Origin of the sequence: Lysinibacillus sp. fls2-241-R2A-57 (assembly GCF_030209535.1) — a bacterium.
Classification (GTDB): Bacteria; Bacillota; Bacilli; order Bacillales_A; family Planococcaceae; genus Lysinibacillus.
This window is the reverse complement of sequence record NZ_JARVRU010000181.1, coordinates 1-13606: the sequence shown is the minus strand read 5'-3', so window position 1 is coordinate 13606 and position 13606 is coordinate 1. Positions and strand designations below refer to the sequence as shown.

Annotated in this window: 14 protein-coding genes; 10 read left to right on the top strand and 4 right to left on the bottom strand. The window is 36.6% G+C overall.

Annotated elements, in window-relative coordinates; all coding sequences use genetic code 11:
• Positions 1-228 precede the first annotated feature (228 nt).
• Positions 229-1629 carry an amino acid permease gene (locus QRN68_RS23175; protein ID WP_285399510.1) on the top strand — a complete coding sequence of 467 codons (1401 nt, stop codon included), beginning with the start codon at positions 229-231 and terminating at the stop codon, positions 1627-1629.
• Positions 1630-1728: 99 nt separating this feature from the next.
• Here QRN68_RS23175 and QRN68_RS23170 read toward each other — a convergent pair whose 3' ends face one another.
• Positions 1729-2118: a RidA family protein gene (locus tag QRN68_RS23170; RefSeq protein WP_285399508.1), complete on the bottom strand. Its 390-nt coding sequence runs from the start codon at positions 2116-2118 to the stop codon at positions 1729-1731.
• A 428-nt stretch (positions 2119-2546) separates the two neighbouring features.
• Here QRN68_RS23170 and QRN68_RS23165 point away from each other — a divergent pair, with 428 nt between their 5' ends.
• The 6 genes from QRN68_RS23165 to QRN68_RS27155 all read left to right on the top strand — a co-directional run bounded on the left by QRN68_RS23165 (position 2547) and on the right by QRN68_RS27155 (position 6024).
• Complete coding sequence (locus QRN68_RS23165) at positions 2547-3590, top strand: AI-2E family transporter (protein WP_285399507.1); 1044 nt, start codon at positions 2547-2549, stop codon at positions 3588-3590.
• A 298-nt stretch (positions 3591-3888) separates the two neighbouring features.
• On the top strand, positions 3889-4152 hold the full coding sequence (locus QRN68_RS23160) for a CD3324 family protein (RefSeq protein WP_285399505.1): 264 nt from the start codon (positions 3889-3891) through the stop codon (positions 4150-4152).
• A gap of 127 nt (positions 4153-4279) precedes the next feature.
• Entirely contained in the window at positions 4280-4819 is a 540-nt protein-coding gene (locus QRN68_RS23155) for a GNAT family N-acetyltransferase (protein WP_285399504.1), read from the top strand.
• A gap of 157 nt (positions 4820-4976) precedes the next feature.
• A complete protein-coding gene (locus QRN68_RS23150) occupies positions 4977-5102 on the top strand; it encodes a hypothetical protein (RefSeq protein WP_285399503.1) in 126 nt (41 codons plus the stop codon).
• Between the two features lie 154 nt (positions 5103-5256).
• Positions 5257-5706, top strand: a complete 450-nt coding sequence (locus QRN68_RS23145; protein ID WP_285399502.1) for a GNAT family N-acetyltransferase — start codon at positions 5257-5259, stop codon at positions 5704-5706.
• Between the two features lie 117 nt (positions 5707-5823).
• Positions 5824-6024, top strand: coding sequence for an excalibur calcium-binding domain-containing protein (locus QRN68_RS27155; RefSeq protein ID WP_481817482.1), 201 nt, complete (start codon positions 5824-5826; stop codon positions 6022-6024).
• Between the two features lie 66 nt (positions 6025-6090).
• Here QRN68_RS27155 and QRN68_RS23135 read toward each other — a convergent pair whose 3' ends face one another.
• Together QRN68_RS23135 and QRN68_RS23130 are read right to left on the bottom strand one after the other, a co-directional pair.
• The gene (locus QRN68_RS23135; RefSeq protein ID WP_285399501.1) at positions 6091-7440 is read right to left on the bottom strand and encodes an MATE family efflux transporter; all 1350 of its coding nucleotides are present in this window, start codon (positions 7438-7440) and stop codon (positions 6091-6093) included.
• Complete coding sequence (locus tag QRN68_RS23130; protein WP_285399500.1) at positions 7427-7894, bottom strand: GNAT family N-acetyltransferase; 468 nt, start codon at positions 7892-7894, stop codon at positions 7427-7429. Before QRN68_RS23130 ends, QRN68_RS23135 begins: the two co-directional genes overlap by 14 nt.
• Before the next feature lie 207 nt (positions 7895-8101).
• Here QRN68_RS23130 and QRN68_RS23125 point away from each other — a divergent pair, with 207 nt between their 5' ends.
• The 3 genes from QRN68_RS23125 to QRN68_RS23115 all read left to right on the top strand — a co-directional run bounded on the left by QRN68_RS23125 (position 8102) and on the right by QRN68_RS23115 (position 11923).
• Positions 8102-8929 carry a MerR family transcriptional regulator gene (locus tag QRN68_RS23125; protein ID WP_285399497.1) on the top strand — a complete coding sequence of 276 codons (828 nt, stop codon included), beginning with the start codon at positions 8102-8104 and terminating at the stop codon, positions 8927-8929.
• 530 nt (positions 8930-9459) lie between these two features.
• A complete protein-coding gene (locus QRN68_RS23120) occupies positions 9460-10734 on the top strand; it encodes an SMI1/KNR4 family protein (protein WP_285399495.1) in 1275 nt (424 codons plus the stop codon).
• A gap of 13 nt (positions 10735-10747) precedes the next feature.
• Positions 10748-11923 carry a DUF4272 domain-containing protein gene (locus QRN68_RS23115; protein WP_285399494.1) on the top strand — a complete coding sequence of 392 codons (1176 nt, stop codon included), beginning with the start codon at positions 10748-10750 and terminating at the stop codon, positions 11921-11923.
• 53 nt (positions 11924-11976) lie between these two features.
• Here QRN68_RS23115 and QRN68_RS23110 read toward each other — a convergent pair whose 3' ends face one another.
• Positions 11977-13401: an erythromycin esterase family protein gene (locus tag QRN68_RS23110; RefSeq protein ID WP_285399493.1), complete on the bottom strand. Its 1425-nt coding sequence runs from the start codon at positions 13399-13401 to the stop codon at positions 11977-11979.
• Positions 13402-13606 lie beyond the last annotated feature (205 nt).

The following is a 13606-nucleotide window of genomic DNA, read 5'->3' as shown; positions in this document are numbered from 1 at the left end:
TGGGCTTTTATCGAAAAACAAGCTCTTTCTATCAAAGAAATCAACCACACGTTATAGTGATGACCATATAAAAGAATGTGTCGAGTAGTTCGGTTTTTAGCGAGGTATGAATTGAGTCAATAATCTTATTATTGACTCAATTCTAAAAGATAGATAATATAATAATTATTTTAAAAGAATGTATAAACTATTATATTTACTATTTTTATTGAAAATGGAGTGGTTATTATGGCGAAATTTTTACGAAGGAAGTCAATCGAGCAAGCCAATAAAATAACTGAAGTCGAACGCTATAAACTAAAACGTGAACTGGGACCGTTGCAATTATTGCTATATGTACTAGGAGCCACAATAGGAGCGGGAATTTTTGTACTGCCAGGAACTACAGCTGCTTTACATGCAGGTCCTGGTGTCGTTGTTTCTTTCTTAATTGGGGGCCTTGTAACAATTGCAGTTGGACTTGCTTATGTCGAATTTGCGGCAATGGTACCAGTTGCAGGGAGCGCGTACACCTATTCTTATATTGCATTAGGTGAAATTATTGCTTGGATAATCGGTTGGGATTTATTATTAGAATTTATCGTTATTTCTAGTACGGTCGCAGTTGGCTGGAGTGGTTACGTCAATTCATTTTTACAATCTGTCGGTATTCACTTGCCAGAAGTTTTAACAAAAGATATTGCTCATGGTGGGGTTGTGAATCTACCTGCTGTGGTTGGTTGGCTTATTGTCGCTTGGATTGCACTGAGCGGAATTAAAAATGTTGGTCGATCAAATATGTTATTTACAGCTGCAAAGGTTGGCGCGATTATTTTATTCCTTGCTATTGGGGCTTTTCATGTTAACCCTATAAACTGGACGCCATTTACACCGTTTGGCTGGTCAGGTGTAATGGCGGGAGCAGCATTAGTGTTCTTTGCCTTTACTGGATTTGATGGTGTAACAACCGTCTTGGAGGAAGTGAAAAACCCGCAAAAAACAATACCAAAAGCTTTAATTGGTGGTCTAAGTGTATTAACGCTTATTTATGCACTTGTTGCACTAGTATTAACAGGTATTGTACCATCCCCTGAGTTGGATGTTCCCAATCCTACTGTATATGCACTACAATCTGTTGGTATTCAGTGGGGAGGTGCTATCATAGCAGTATCAGTTATTTTTGGATTGCTTGCTACGATGATTGCCAATACAACTAGTGCGACGCGTGTGCTGTTTGCAATGAGCCGTGATGGGCTTCTACCAGACCGTATTGCACAAACAAATAAAAAAACAGGAGTCCCTGTATTATCAACTTTAATTGTGGTTGGAACAGGTATTCTCTTATCAGGATTTTTATCAATCGGAGAATTAGCGGAATTTGCTAACATCGGAGGTTTAACTGCCTTTGCTTTAACAACAGTTAGTGTCGTTGTTCTTCGTTATACACGACCAGATCAACCACGTGTATTCAAAGTCCCTGCGTTATGGCTTGTAGCAATTGTAGGGGTTGGAGGATGTCTTGTATTAATATTTAGTCTGCCACCATTTACTATAATACGCTTTATGATTTGGTTAGCAATAGGTTTAGTTATTTATTTTGCCTATGGATACAAACATGCTAAAATAAACGCTAAAAATGAAAATCTATAAATGTGACAAACACCCCTTTGGCTCTAAAGGGGTGTTTTTAAAACTAACTTACATACAGAGCAGGTCGCACATTCTTGTTCATGCCAACATATTATATGTTTAAACTTCCTTACATGCCCAGGCATCGATCTCGACCTTTAGGGCAGGAGCAGCAAGTGCTACTACGTACATCAATGTCGTACATGGAAGGTGATCACCAAGAAAATCACTTATTATTTGTTTTCTTTGATCCGCATTCATTTCCCCAACGCAATAAAAGACTAGCTTCGTTAAATCTTGAATTTCCATATTTGCACTTTCAAGATTCTTTCGGATATTTTCTAATGCTAACTTCATTTGAGCTAATGGCTCTTCAGGTACAGTCCCGTCTTTCTCCATTCCTATTTGTCCAGATAATGTTAACCATCTCTGTGGTCCTATCACTTCAATCTGATGTACATAAGGAGCAACTGGTAGATGAATGTCCTTCGGGTTTCTTGCAACTTTCATATAATCAATCCTTTCTTTTATGGCGAAAAATGTAATAATTACATCATACTGAAACTAATTCTAATTTTACAGCCATCATAGAAGAACTTACATTGGATATGATGGTTTAAAAGGTTATAATAGAATAATAGAATCAAGGCTTATAACGCTGATACAGCTTTCAATAAAGTACACAAGTAGTGTCATTAATTTCTAATTTGATAAGACATTCAATTCTTTTCGCTCCTTGGATGAAGTTATTTCTTTTGAGACTTATAAAGCGCATGCATTTAAGTCTTATTTTAAGTGATGATGGAAATAATAATCCAATGAAGGAGGGAATTTACATAAGGATGATACGTAATGTTTTACATCAATTTTTTACTTGCTTTTGTTCATTTGATAGCGAAACCAAGGCAGCAAAGCCGTTTTGTAAAAGGAGTGAATACATGAGTAATTTCTTTCGAAGTAATGGATTTAAACGATTTATAATTCTAGTCGGGATCGCTGTTGCACTATATTTGATGCGAAGTATGATTAATCTTGTTCTACTCACGTTCATTATTACTTACTTGATGAATCAACTTACCACGAAGACAACAAAAGAGATTAGAAAATATGTACCAATGAACGAGAAAGCAGTGACAGTTACCCTCTATCTTTTACTTCTTGCAGGGATTGTGGCTGTTATTTACAAGTATTTGCCGGTCGTAACCCAACAAGTTACACAACTTTTTGATCTTATCGCTAGCTTTAGTCTCGACCCTGATGAAAACGAGATTACAAGGTATTTAGCTCCAACCTTTGAGAAAATTGAGCTTGGTAAATATTTAGAGCAGGGTGTGGACCTAACTCTTAAAAATATTACGAATATTGGTAAAATCATCTTGCACGTGTTCATTTCCCTAATTTTAAGCTTGTTTATTTTGCTTGAGAAGAAACGTATTACGGAATTTACAGCGAAATTTAAAGATAGTAAAGTAAGTCACCTTTACTATGAATTACAATACTTCTCAAAAATATTCATTCGTTCTTTTGGTAAAGTGATTGAGGCACAATTTATAATTGCAGCTGTCAATTGTGTTTTATCTGTTATTGCCTTATACATTATGGGCTTCCCACATTTGATTGCACTAGGAATTATGCTCTTTATACTAGGATTAATTCCAGTAGCAGGGGTCATTATGTCTTTGATTCCTCTAAGTATAATTGCGTATAGTATCGGTGGTTTCGTGTACATTGTCTATATCTTGGTTATTGTTATGGTCTTACATGCAATAGAGGCATACTTCTTAAATCCAAAGCTTATGTCGGCGAAGACAGATTTACCGATTTTCTATACATTCATCGTCATTCTCTTCTCAGAGCATTTCTTTGGTGTATGGGGATTAATTATCGGTATCCCACTATTCATGTTCTTACTTGATATTTTGGGAGTTACGTCCTCTGAGGGTGAAGAGCAACATCCCACTGCAGTACAAGGGGAAAAGTAAATTGAATAAAGTTTTCGTTCAAAAAGGAATCAAATGTGTATGATTCCTTTTTGTTTTTGTTAATTGGAAAAAATATATATGCTAAGATAAACTTTGAATAGATTGATACGTTAGGGGGGATAGAAGTGAATAAATATAGTAAGTTCCTAGATACGGAAGCAGCCCATGCAAAGCCTAATTTTAATATGGCAATACTTTGCATGGGGTGAATTTTAATATTTGCCTTGAAGTATTTCTTATAAAATTAGCTTTGCTACCTTATTTTATTATTTTCAAAAAAAATGAGGGGTTGGCATAAATGGCTTATAAGAAGGCTTCAGTTATCTTACCGAAAGAACTTTTATTAGAAATCCAAAAATATGTTCAAGGTGAAATGATTTATATTCCAAAAATAGAAAACACTTATTTAGAGTGGGGTGCACGTTCAGGCACAAAGAAATATATTGAGGATAGAAATAAGTCGATAAAAGAAGCGTTTACGAATGGAGCTTCCATTGAACAATTATCTACTGAGTATCATTTAGCAGTAGAAACGATTAAAAAAATTGTATATACAAGGTAACTTATTAACGAGCACTGGCAGCTAATATGTTGGTGCTTTTCGTATGTCTAAAACAGTTCCTAATTGAACTAGGCATATTCTTACTAATGAAATTCCCTTTTAATATAGTTAAAGGGAGGGGCTTTTAATGATTATAGGGCAAGATGTCTTTTTAAGACCAATTACTGAAAAAGATGTAGATAGTATCTACGAGTGTTTTCAAGATGAAGAAATTATGTATATGACGGGTACGCGTAATATTTTAACAGAGGATCAGATTAGAGAGGCTTTAAATCGATTTAGCGAAGATTCTACACGCCATGATTTTGCAATTTGTTTACTAGAAAACAGCCAAATTATTGGTGATTTAGCCATTATGGAAATAGACTTAGACAATAAAAAGGCAATGTTCCGTATAGCTTTACACAGTATAGAAAATTGCGGTAAGGGATATGGGGCTGAAGCGGTTCGACTTGTACAAAAATTTGTGTTCGAGGAGCTACAGCTTAATCGTTTAGAATTACAGGTTTACTCTCATAATATCCGTGGAATGAAATCCTACGAGAAAGTAGGCTTCAAAAAGGAAGGCGTATTAAGACAGTCCTTATTTATGAACGATAAATATTCTGATGAAATTATTATGAGTATTCTTCGAGATGAATATATGGAAATAAAAAAGAGCCACTAGAAAATATAGATCGTTGCCAGCGCTGAATTTAGTAGTGCTGGATTTTTTTTGTATGATAGATTGCGATAAATGGGATCATCACCAAAAGTTGTGGATGACATTTTTTAAAATATATGCGCTGTATATTAGTTGATTGTAGTGGAGACTGGGCGACTCCTTGGGGATCAGCGTCACAGATGAGACCCTGGAGCGAGCAACGCGAGTGAAGCGGCTCATCGGACGCCCCCAGGAAAGCGCCCAGTCGGAACGGAAATCAACCCCATATTATGGTGAAGAGTTTTAATAATAAATGGAAAAATATGATATAGTATTATTGTAAATACTTTAAAGGGGGCGGTCATTATGACAAACAAAACTGTTTTTATCTTTAAATACTGGGGGATAACGCCTAACTAACATAAAAAAGCGTTTCCCTGAATTCGGAAGGGGAAAAATGTATGAGTAAGAATACTGTAAAAATTGTAGAAGTCAATGCAGAAAATTGGTATGAGTGTTGTCTATTAGAAATATCAAAAGAACAAAGAAATTATATTGAACCAAACGCTATTTCAATAGCACAATCAAAGTTTGAGCTAACATTAAAACCATATGCTATTTATTTTGAAGAGAAAGTAGTAGGTTTTTTAATGTTCAATTCTGTAATAGAAGAACTTGATGGCTATTGGATTTATCGAATTATGATAGATAAGCATTTTCAAGGTAAGGGTATAGGGAAAGAAGCTACTAAGCTAATGATTGCAGAAATAGCTAAATTACCAAATGCGCAAAAAGTTATAGTAGGTTACCATCCTGAGAATAAAGGTGCACATTATTTATATTCAAGCTTGGGATTCAAAGATCATGGTGATCGCTTTGGTAAAGAAATGGCTGTCATCAAATATTTATAATAATGCGAAAAGGGGCCTATTTAAGGTCCCTTTTGTATTTTTTTTCAGTAAGTCTATTACTTTAGTATTGTTTATTGATTCTATATTCTGTAATATTATCCATTAGGAGGTGTTATAGTGAAAAAACTACTTATAACTTTATTAACAGCAACTTTAGTATTCTCAGTCACATCATTTAATGCTGATGTACAAGCGAAAGAGACATTTAAAAACTGTAAAGAATTAAACAAAAAATACCCTAAAGGTGTGAAAAAAGGTCATTCTGCCTATCAAGATAAGCTTGACAGAGATAAAGATGGTTGGGCTTGTGAAAAATAGAAATTAAACAATTTAAACCCCTTTCGAAACAATAATCGAAAGGGGTTTTCTTCTTCGGTTATAGCTCTAACTTAAGCTGCTTGCCTCTGAGAAAATCGTATGTGATTTTCTCTTCATAAAGATCAAAATGAGCAATGCGGTAATACCTTCAGCTACTGGGAAGGTCCACCAAATAGCCTGTGGGCCAAGTAATTTAGGCAATAGTATGAGGGCAGGGACAAATAATATAATACTACGTAATAACATAATAGTTGTTGCGAGTCGGATTTTTTCAATCGATTGGAAGAATTCCGCAAATACCATATTCACGCCAAGGAATGCATAGCCAATTGCAAAGTGTACAAAGCCTTGTGTTGCCATGTTGCGAATTTCAAACGTACTGTCACCAAATAACGCTATTAGCTGAGCAGGGAATAACTTAGCAATGATTACAGTAGTTAAACCGAGAATAAGTGCAGTGGCAATGCCGATTTTCAATAATGCTGTTAATCTTTCTATTAATCTTGCACCATGATGATAACTAACTAGAGGCTGTAGAGCCATGCCGATGCCAAGGAATACCGTTAACAGCACTGTATGAATATAGTTAACCATCGCATAGGCGGTAACTCCGTTTGAGCCCAAATAGTGTAAAAATGTCACATTATATAAAATAACCATTACAGCGACAGAGGCTTCAACAATAAAACTTGGTAGCCCAATAGCGAATATTTTCTTTAAATCAGATATGCTGAAAAATTCACGTACAAATTTTAATTCGGATTGCTTGCGGAAGAAATGTAAGCATAGCACCGACATACCGATAATTGTGGAGAGTGCTGTAGCTAGGGCACAGCCTGTTACGCCGTAATTGAACACGAAAATAAAGAGGTAGTTTAAGATAATGTTTAAAACAGATGTAGTGATTAAGCCCATCATGGCAAGCTTTGGATTGCCATCATTTCGAATAAAAATACTTAGTAAGTTTTCAATTGTGTAAAACACACCGAAAATCAAAATAACATATAGGTACTCTTGGACATAAGGATAAGTAGCATCACTTGCCCCGAATATATAGGAAATTTCCTTCAAATTTAATAAAAGTATTAGAATCAGTGTCATAACGACAACGATCATTGTTGTAAATGCTAATGTAAAGAGCTGGTGCGCTCGTTTTTTATTGCCCTCACCGAGAGAAATTGAAAATAGTGTAGCTCCACCCATACCAATCCAAAGAGAAATGGATAGCAAAATAGAGAAAATTGGTACGGCGATATTTACTCCTGCTAGAGCGGTTGGTCCAACTCCGTGACTAACGAAAATACCATCCACTAAAATATTTACTGACATCAACAACATGCCAATCATCGCTGGGAATAAGTATGATAAAAATAATGGCTTTAGTGGTCTTGTTTCAATAGGATTAATGGTTGTCATGAGCATGTACCTCCAATACCATTACCTTTTCACCGTTTTCATCTAGTTCACCGTTAAAAACGAACCCGAATTTTTTATAGAGCTGAATGGCTACTGTATTGTTGTCATAAACGCTTAAATATATTTTTTGACAGCTGTATTTAGCTACTAAATATTTAATAAGCTGCTGTAAAAAATATTTTCCCAATCCTTGGTGCTGATAGCGCTCATCGATGAAGTAGCGATCTAACCAAACGCGTTGCGTATTGTTCTTATATGGGAACGCACCATACATAGCGAAGCCGACTGCAATGTCCTCTCTATACAATCCAGCTGGAATATAGCGTTTATCAGTTTCTGCCTCCGCTAAGCATTGCATGGTACTCTCTATAAAATCTTGCTGATTGTCTGCAATGCGTAATGCTAAAATCTCCGCATTGTTTAAAGCTGTAATGTCACGAATTTCCGTGAACATAATGTCAAAACCCTTCTATTTTTTAATTTCTTTCAGTGGATGTCACGGAAATCGGAAAGAAGTTTTTATAGGATGTTAGCCTAAAAACATCTGCAGGCTTAAGCACAAAGCCGATTCCGGACGTAATTATGCAGTGGCATAATTGATTGTGAATAGCTACAATTTAATGTATATAGTAACTATATAGTCAAGGAGAGAAACTTAAGAATGTTTAATAAAAATGTAAAATATTTTACAACTGGTGAATTCGCTAAAATTTGTAAGGTGAATAAACAAACGCTCATTTACTACGATCAAATCGGTTTATTATCTCCAATTATGAAGGATAGTAAGGACTACCGTTATTATTCCATTGCGCAATATGATTTTTTTAGTGTGATCGAGCTATTAAAGGCGGTTGGCATGTCTTTAAAAGATATTCAAAAATATATGGCAGAAAAATCACCTGAAAATTTCTTAGACTTAATGCAACAGCAAAAGGACATTGTAGCGAAAAAACGTCGAGAGCTTGAGATGATTGAAAACATTATTGATGTAAAAATCGATTTAACAGAGGAAGCCTTACATCTTGATTTTGATAGCATTACGATTGAGCATCTGCCAGAAGCAACATTGTATTTAAGTAAAAATATCGAGGATTCGAAGGAGGAACAGTTTACGAAGGCTGTTTCAGACTTTATAGATGAATTAGACCGCTCTCAATTAGACACGGGTTATCCGATTGGGGGTATGACAAGAAGAGAGCAAGTATTAGCAGGAAACTATGATAACTATAGTTACTTATATATAGAGCAGCCACAGCCGAGGGAAGGTCATCCATATTTTGAAGCGATTGAAGGAGATTTTATCGTTGGCTATCATGTAGGACTGGCTACTACACTTGGTGAAACATACGAGCGATTATTTAAAGTCATGCGTGAAAAGGGCTACGAATTAGGGCAGTACGTATATGAGGAATATATTTATGACGCCGTTATTAAAAATCGTGAGGAGGAATATGTAACGAAAATTATGGTGGAAATTAAAAACGGTTGATGCTAAGTTATTGCTTATTAAGAACCACTTCGAACAATTAAAAAAGAACTAGTAAAGGTAAGCAATTTAGCACGTTTATTGAGCTTTAATGAAAGTAATATATTAGTGTTTTAAAGCGAATTAAAGTCTAGTCCTAATAAGTAAATGATTTCCTGACGATATAGTAGAAAGTCTATAAATATTAATAATACTTGGTGCAAACTTAAATAAGAGGCTCATACCATAACGTGTGGTTGATTTCCGTTCCGACTGGGCGCTTTGTTGCTGACGCTTCGCTTTCGCACAGCTAAAACATTTGCCGCTGACGCTTCGCTTTCGCGCAGAGCAGAGCTTCCTGGGGGCGTCCGATGAGCCGCTTCACTCGCGTTGCTCGCTCCAGGGTCTCATCTGTGACGCTAATCCCCAAGGAGTCGCCCAGCCTCCACTCCAATCAACCAATATACATTACATACGTTTTAACAAATGTCATCCACAACTTTTGGTGATGGGACAAATAAGAGTATCTTTCTTAACGTAGGGGAGGAAATAAGATGTGGGTTGAACGGTGGCATCATTTATTAAAACAGCTTGAACGGCAAGGGGCTTGGGTACATCCACTTGAGATAAAGCCTGTAGCTACAGAGCAAGAGCTAATAATAGTAGAAGAGCGACTTGGCGTTCGAATTCCTTCTGAGTTCCGTGATTTATTACGACATTGCTCTCAACAAGTGGGGGTATATTGGTCATTGCCAGACGAGGCTTTGCTTCCTATTGAACTGGATGATATACCTTCTGGTGACTTTGGTTGGAGCTTGGAAGGGCTAGATTTCCCTTATTTTGGCGGTGATGATGAAGATTCAGAAGAACAACTTTATTTACAGTTTCATACGGCTGGTAATGGCGATGCACTCCTTATTAGGATTGATGATGGTTCTGTTTGGTATTGGAGTCATGAGGAGGATGAGTTTGATCTGCTCGCAGGGAGTTTTAACGATTATGTAGAGCGAGTTACGGCATTAGGTTGTCTAGGTGCAGATTGCGGACAGCATCGACAGTTTTGTAGTGAGGATGGATTGGATTTGAGCCTAACTAGCTCTCAAATATGGCTGAAGTGGTTTGAACAATATTTAACACTAACTCTAAAGCAAGCAATGTCTAACATGGAATCCTTATTAATGTATGTATCGATGCATGGAGTAAAAGATTCTAAAGCACAGGAAGCGTTTGCACAGTTTGATTCTAGTGAGGTCTATCATACACTTCGAAATAAAATTGAACAATCACTGTCAGCAGCAGACAAAAAGGCATGGTGTGAAGTGTTAGTACAGGTGTGTGCAATTGAGGCCAGAGAATGGGTTAGAACGTTGTGGAATAAAGAAAATGAAATGCCTAATTCGCTTCGTGATTATTTAACAGCATATTGTCTGCCAGCGGAAGAAGGTTTATCTCTTGTTCTTCAAGATATCGAGAAACAGACAATTGATTCCTATACAGCTTTACATCGACTACGCCATTTCCATAATCCAAAAATTATAACGTGGATGAAGCATCATGTTGCATTTCCTATAGATGGGTGGGACACGCTTTTATCAGAATCACAGCCAAGTGCAGAGTTGCTATTTGAATGGCTGAACGGCAGTGAAGTAGAGCGACAAACTGCTATTCGTGCAGCATGCCAAATGATGCAGCAAGGAATTAAGCCTACGACTCTCGTAGATAAAGAGAAGTGGCGGCAATTGCTTGCTTTTTGGAAAGAAAATGAAATACTACGAAAAAATAAACAGCTATTTAGCCAAGCTCTCGAAGGCCTAGATAGTTCATGGTAAAGGAGAGAGAAGATTGAACCATTTCACAATATTTGCTTCTAAAAATGACATTGATGATATCGAGTTAAAAATTTCAAATGCTTTTGCAAAGGGTTTTGCAATCGTAAAAAATGAAAATGAGTATTCGATAAAATCCAAAGCATTGTTTAAAAAACATAAATTTATAATTAGAGTCATATGTGAGGATACGAACCCAGATTACTTCGCTAATAATATTCCTGGGATGATGGGGTATTACGATAACATTCCTTTTGAAGATAACAATTTAAAAGAATTAGTATTGACTCAAATATCTGTTTTAAATACAGTGATTGCGATCGAATCAGAAAAAGAGATAAACGAAGAACAGATACAGTTATTTACGAACTTACTATCAAGTATAGGTGGCATTGGCTTTTTACCGAATGGCACTTTATTAGACGATGAAGGGGCAGTTATTGTTTATCCTGATGGGCAATCAGGACCATCTGACTTTAGACCCCACGCTTGTACACGAAAGGTAAGTGGACAAGAGGTGTCATCAGAAGAAGGCGAACAAAGAAAAAATAAAACGATAGCGTATTTAAAAGAAAAAGCTATTCCATATATAGATTCCCTTCCTCAGCTCCCAACAATAGAGGCTTGTCAGTTTAAAAACCAAGAAGACATTGCTAGAAGAGCTGTAGCCCTGTTAATTGTTATTCAATTTGCCTGTGATGTGGCGCAAGGTGGAAATGTGGAAGAATCGCGAGACTTTTTCATCAATATGTTACGCACATATAAAGTGGAAAACTATATAACTAGCAATGAAAGAGACTTTTTACAAGCTTCAGAACCAGATGTGCAAGAAGCCATTAATATTTCATGGCAATATGAGGCTTATTGGGCGCTTATTTGGGCACTTGGCTTTGTTGAAGAGCTTGATTTTCCTGATGAAGTATGTGATTGCGAGCATGCCATTCAAGTTGTTTCTAACTGTGAAACGTTTGAACACTTTTATCTTCAAACTGCCATGCGTAGTCAGGAAGAGATATTGGATGAAGCGGACAAAATTTACAGATACCATTGGGCTTGTGTAGATGGTCGGATACAAGAACAAACAGCTCCTGCTAATATGAATGAAAGTATCGTCATGGAAAGACGCAGAGGGTTGTTCTGGATGATAGGGCATCGAAATGAAGAATGGGATACAATTTCGATGGATACTTAAATTTTAAAAAATAGCAAACTAGAAGAATGAGCTAGTTTGCTATTTTTATAATCTTACTTTATATAATTTGGTTTACTTACTTTATCAATCAGAAGAATGCCATCATATTGGTCGCGTGGAACTAGACTTTCCTCCATCGTTCCCCAGCTATATGATAAGCGAGGTTCAAACATCCATGAGTTCCCTCGTTCATTTTGACGGTTACGTAAGTCGATAAATGTGTAAGGTTTATTTGACGATGAAAGAATATCCTCGATAGATCCTTTTTTAGGCGGTAAAACGGCCATAGGTTCGCCTAAATTGTTTGCTGTTTCGCCACCAGCCATATAAAGGCCAAGCACATAGCTATATTTCTTGTAAATATCTGGTAGACGCTCACCCATTAATTTTATCGGATAAGGAGACCCCATTACTTCGGATTGTGCTTTACGAATATGGTCATTATGCGCCCAGACGATAAATTTTTCAGTTGGATAAACTTCCTCTGCTAACCAAAGTAAGTTTTCCATCATTGCTTGGTCACGCCATTCCATTGTCTTATAAAAAGACGCATAGTTATGTTGTTCGGAATCAATATTTGATTGAATGGATAATTCTACATATTCGTCGGCAAAGCGGATACGGTCAGCTAAAGTACGTTCCATAAGCTTTACAATATGTGGTTCGCTCGGATAAGCTGCTTTTAACTCTTTTTCTTTAAGCTGTACTTGTGACTTTACTTGCTTATATACATTAATAATGCTTGGTTTTACCTTTTGATAGCCCTTTAAATCCTTACCGAAGCTCCAGTCTGCAAGTTGCTCCTCCACTTCACTGAACTGTTTCGCCAGTTGACTATTTTGTAGCCAGTCACCGTTCGTAAATGCATTTTGCTGTAGAACATCAAAGCCTGCCAATTTTAATGATTTATCTGTTTTCTGTGTTTTTTTAGCATATTCAAATAACGGCAGTGTTTCTTTTGACCACCATACAGGATAAATAGCATTCTTCATCGTTTGTTGTGCTGATTGTTTATCAATTTGTCCTTGAGCATTCATGGCGTTCCCCATACCACTTTCAAAGGCTAGGACATTGTAGCCCATTTCTTGGTGTAAAAATTGAATGATACGTGTTTTTGCTAGGCTAAATTCTGCCGTGCCATGTGAACTTTCCCCTAAAAAAACGATACGTTTATCTTGTAATAAAGGTTTAAGCATTTCTAAATCTTCAAAGTTACTAGAAGGGATATTTTGTTGACCAACTGTTTCAGGTTGAATAGATGTCAGGCTGTAAGCATGGTCGTTTGTCCACTTTTTCCAATCTTGCAATGTTTCATTGGATGTGCGGGCTTGCTTTGCTTCCGAATTGTTCTCTAATGCTACACGCTCTTCTATTGCCGGAACAGCTGCTGATGCATATGATACTCCGTTAAACGCTACAAAACTTGTTAACGCAATACTCAATGATAATAAAACCTTACGCTTTTTCCCTTTCGTCACTCTCCATCAGTCCTTCTCTTTATGTTAAGACCAATTATAAGTAGTTAAGTTTAAAGTAAAGGGGGGCTTTGTTTAAATTTTGTTTAAATTTGGTTTGTTTGTATTTTATGAGGCTCTTCACCTAAAACGTGTGGTTGATTTCCGTTCCGGCTGGGCGCTTTGTTGCTGACGCTACGCTTTCGCACAGATAAAACATTTGCCGCTG

Coding starts and splice junctions, on each gene's coding strand:
- QRN68_RS23145 (WP_285399502.1), top strand. CDS start 5,257: ATGAGTAAGAATACTGTAAAAATTGTAGAAGTCAATGCAGAAAATTGG.
- QRN68_RS23125 (WP_285399497.1), top strand. CDS start 8,102: ATGTTTAATAAAAATGTAAAATATTTTACAACTGGTGAATTCGCTAAA.
- QRN68_RS23120 (WP_285399495.1), top strand. CDS start 9,460: ATGTGGGTTGAACGGTGGCATCATTTATTAAAACAGCTTGAACGGCAA.
- QRN68_RS23130 (WP_285399500.1), bottom strand. CDS start 7,894: ATGTTCACGGAAATTCGTGACATTACAGCTTTAAACAATGCGGAGATT.
- QRN68_RS23170 (WP_285399508.1), bottom strand. CDS start 2,118: ATGAAAGTTGCAAGAAACCCGAAGGACATTCATCTACCAGTTGCTCCT.
- QRN68_RS23165 (WP_285399507.1), top strand. CDS start 2,547: ATGAGTAATTTCTTTCGAAGTAATGGATTTAAACGATTTATAATTCTA.
- QRN68_RS23160 (WP_285399505.1), top strand. CDS start 3,889: ATGGCTTATAAGAAGGCTTCAGTTATCTTACCGAAAGAACTTTTATTA.
- QRN68_RS23135 (WP_285399501.1), bottom strand. CDS start 7,440: ATGACAACCATTAATCCTATTGAAACAAGACCACTAAAGCCATTATTT.
- QRN68_RS23175 (WP_285399510.1), top strand. CDS start 229: ATGGCGAAATTTTTACGAAGGAAGTCAATCGAGCAAGCCAATAAAATA.
- QRN68_RS23155 (WP_285399504.1), top strand. CDS start 4,280: ATGATTATAGGGCAAGATGTCTTTTTAAGACCAATTACTGAAAAAGAT.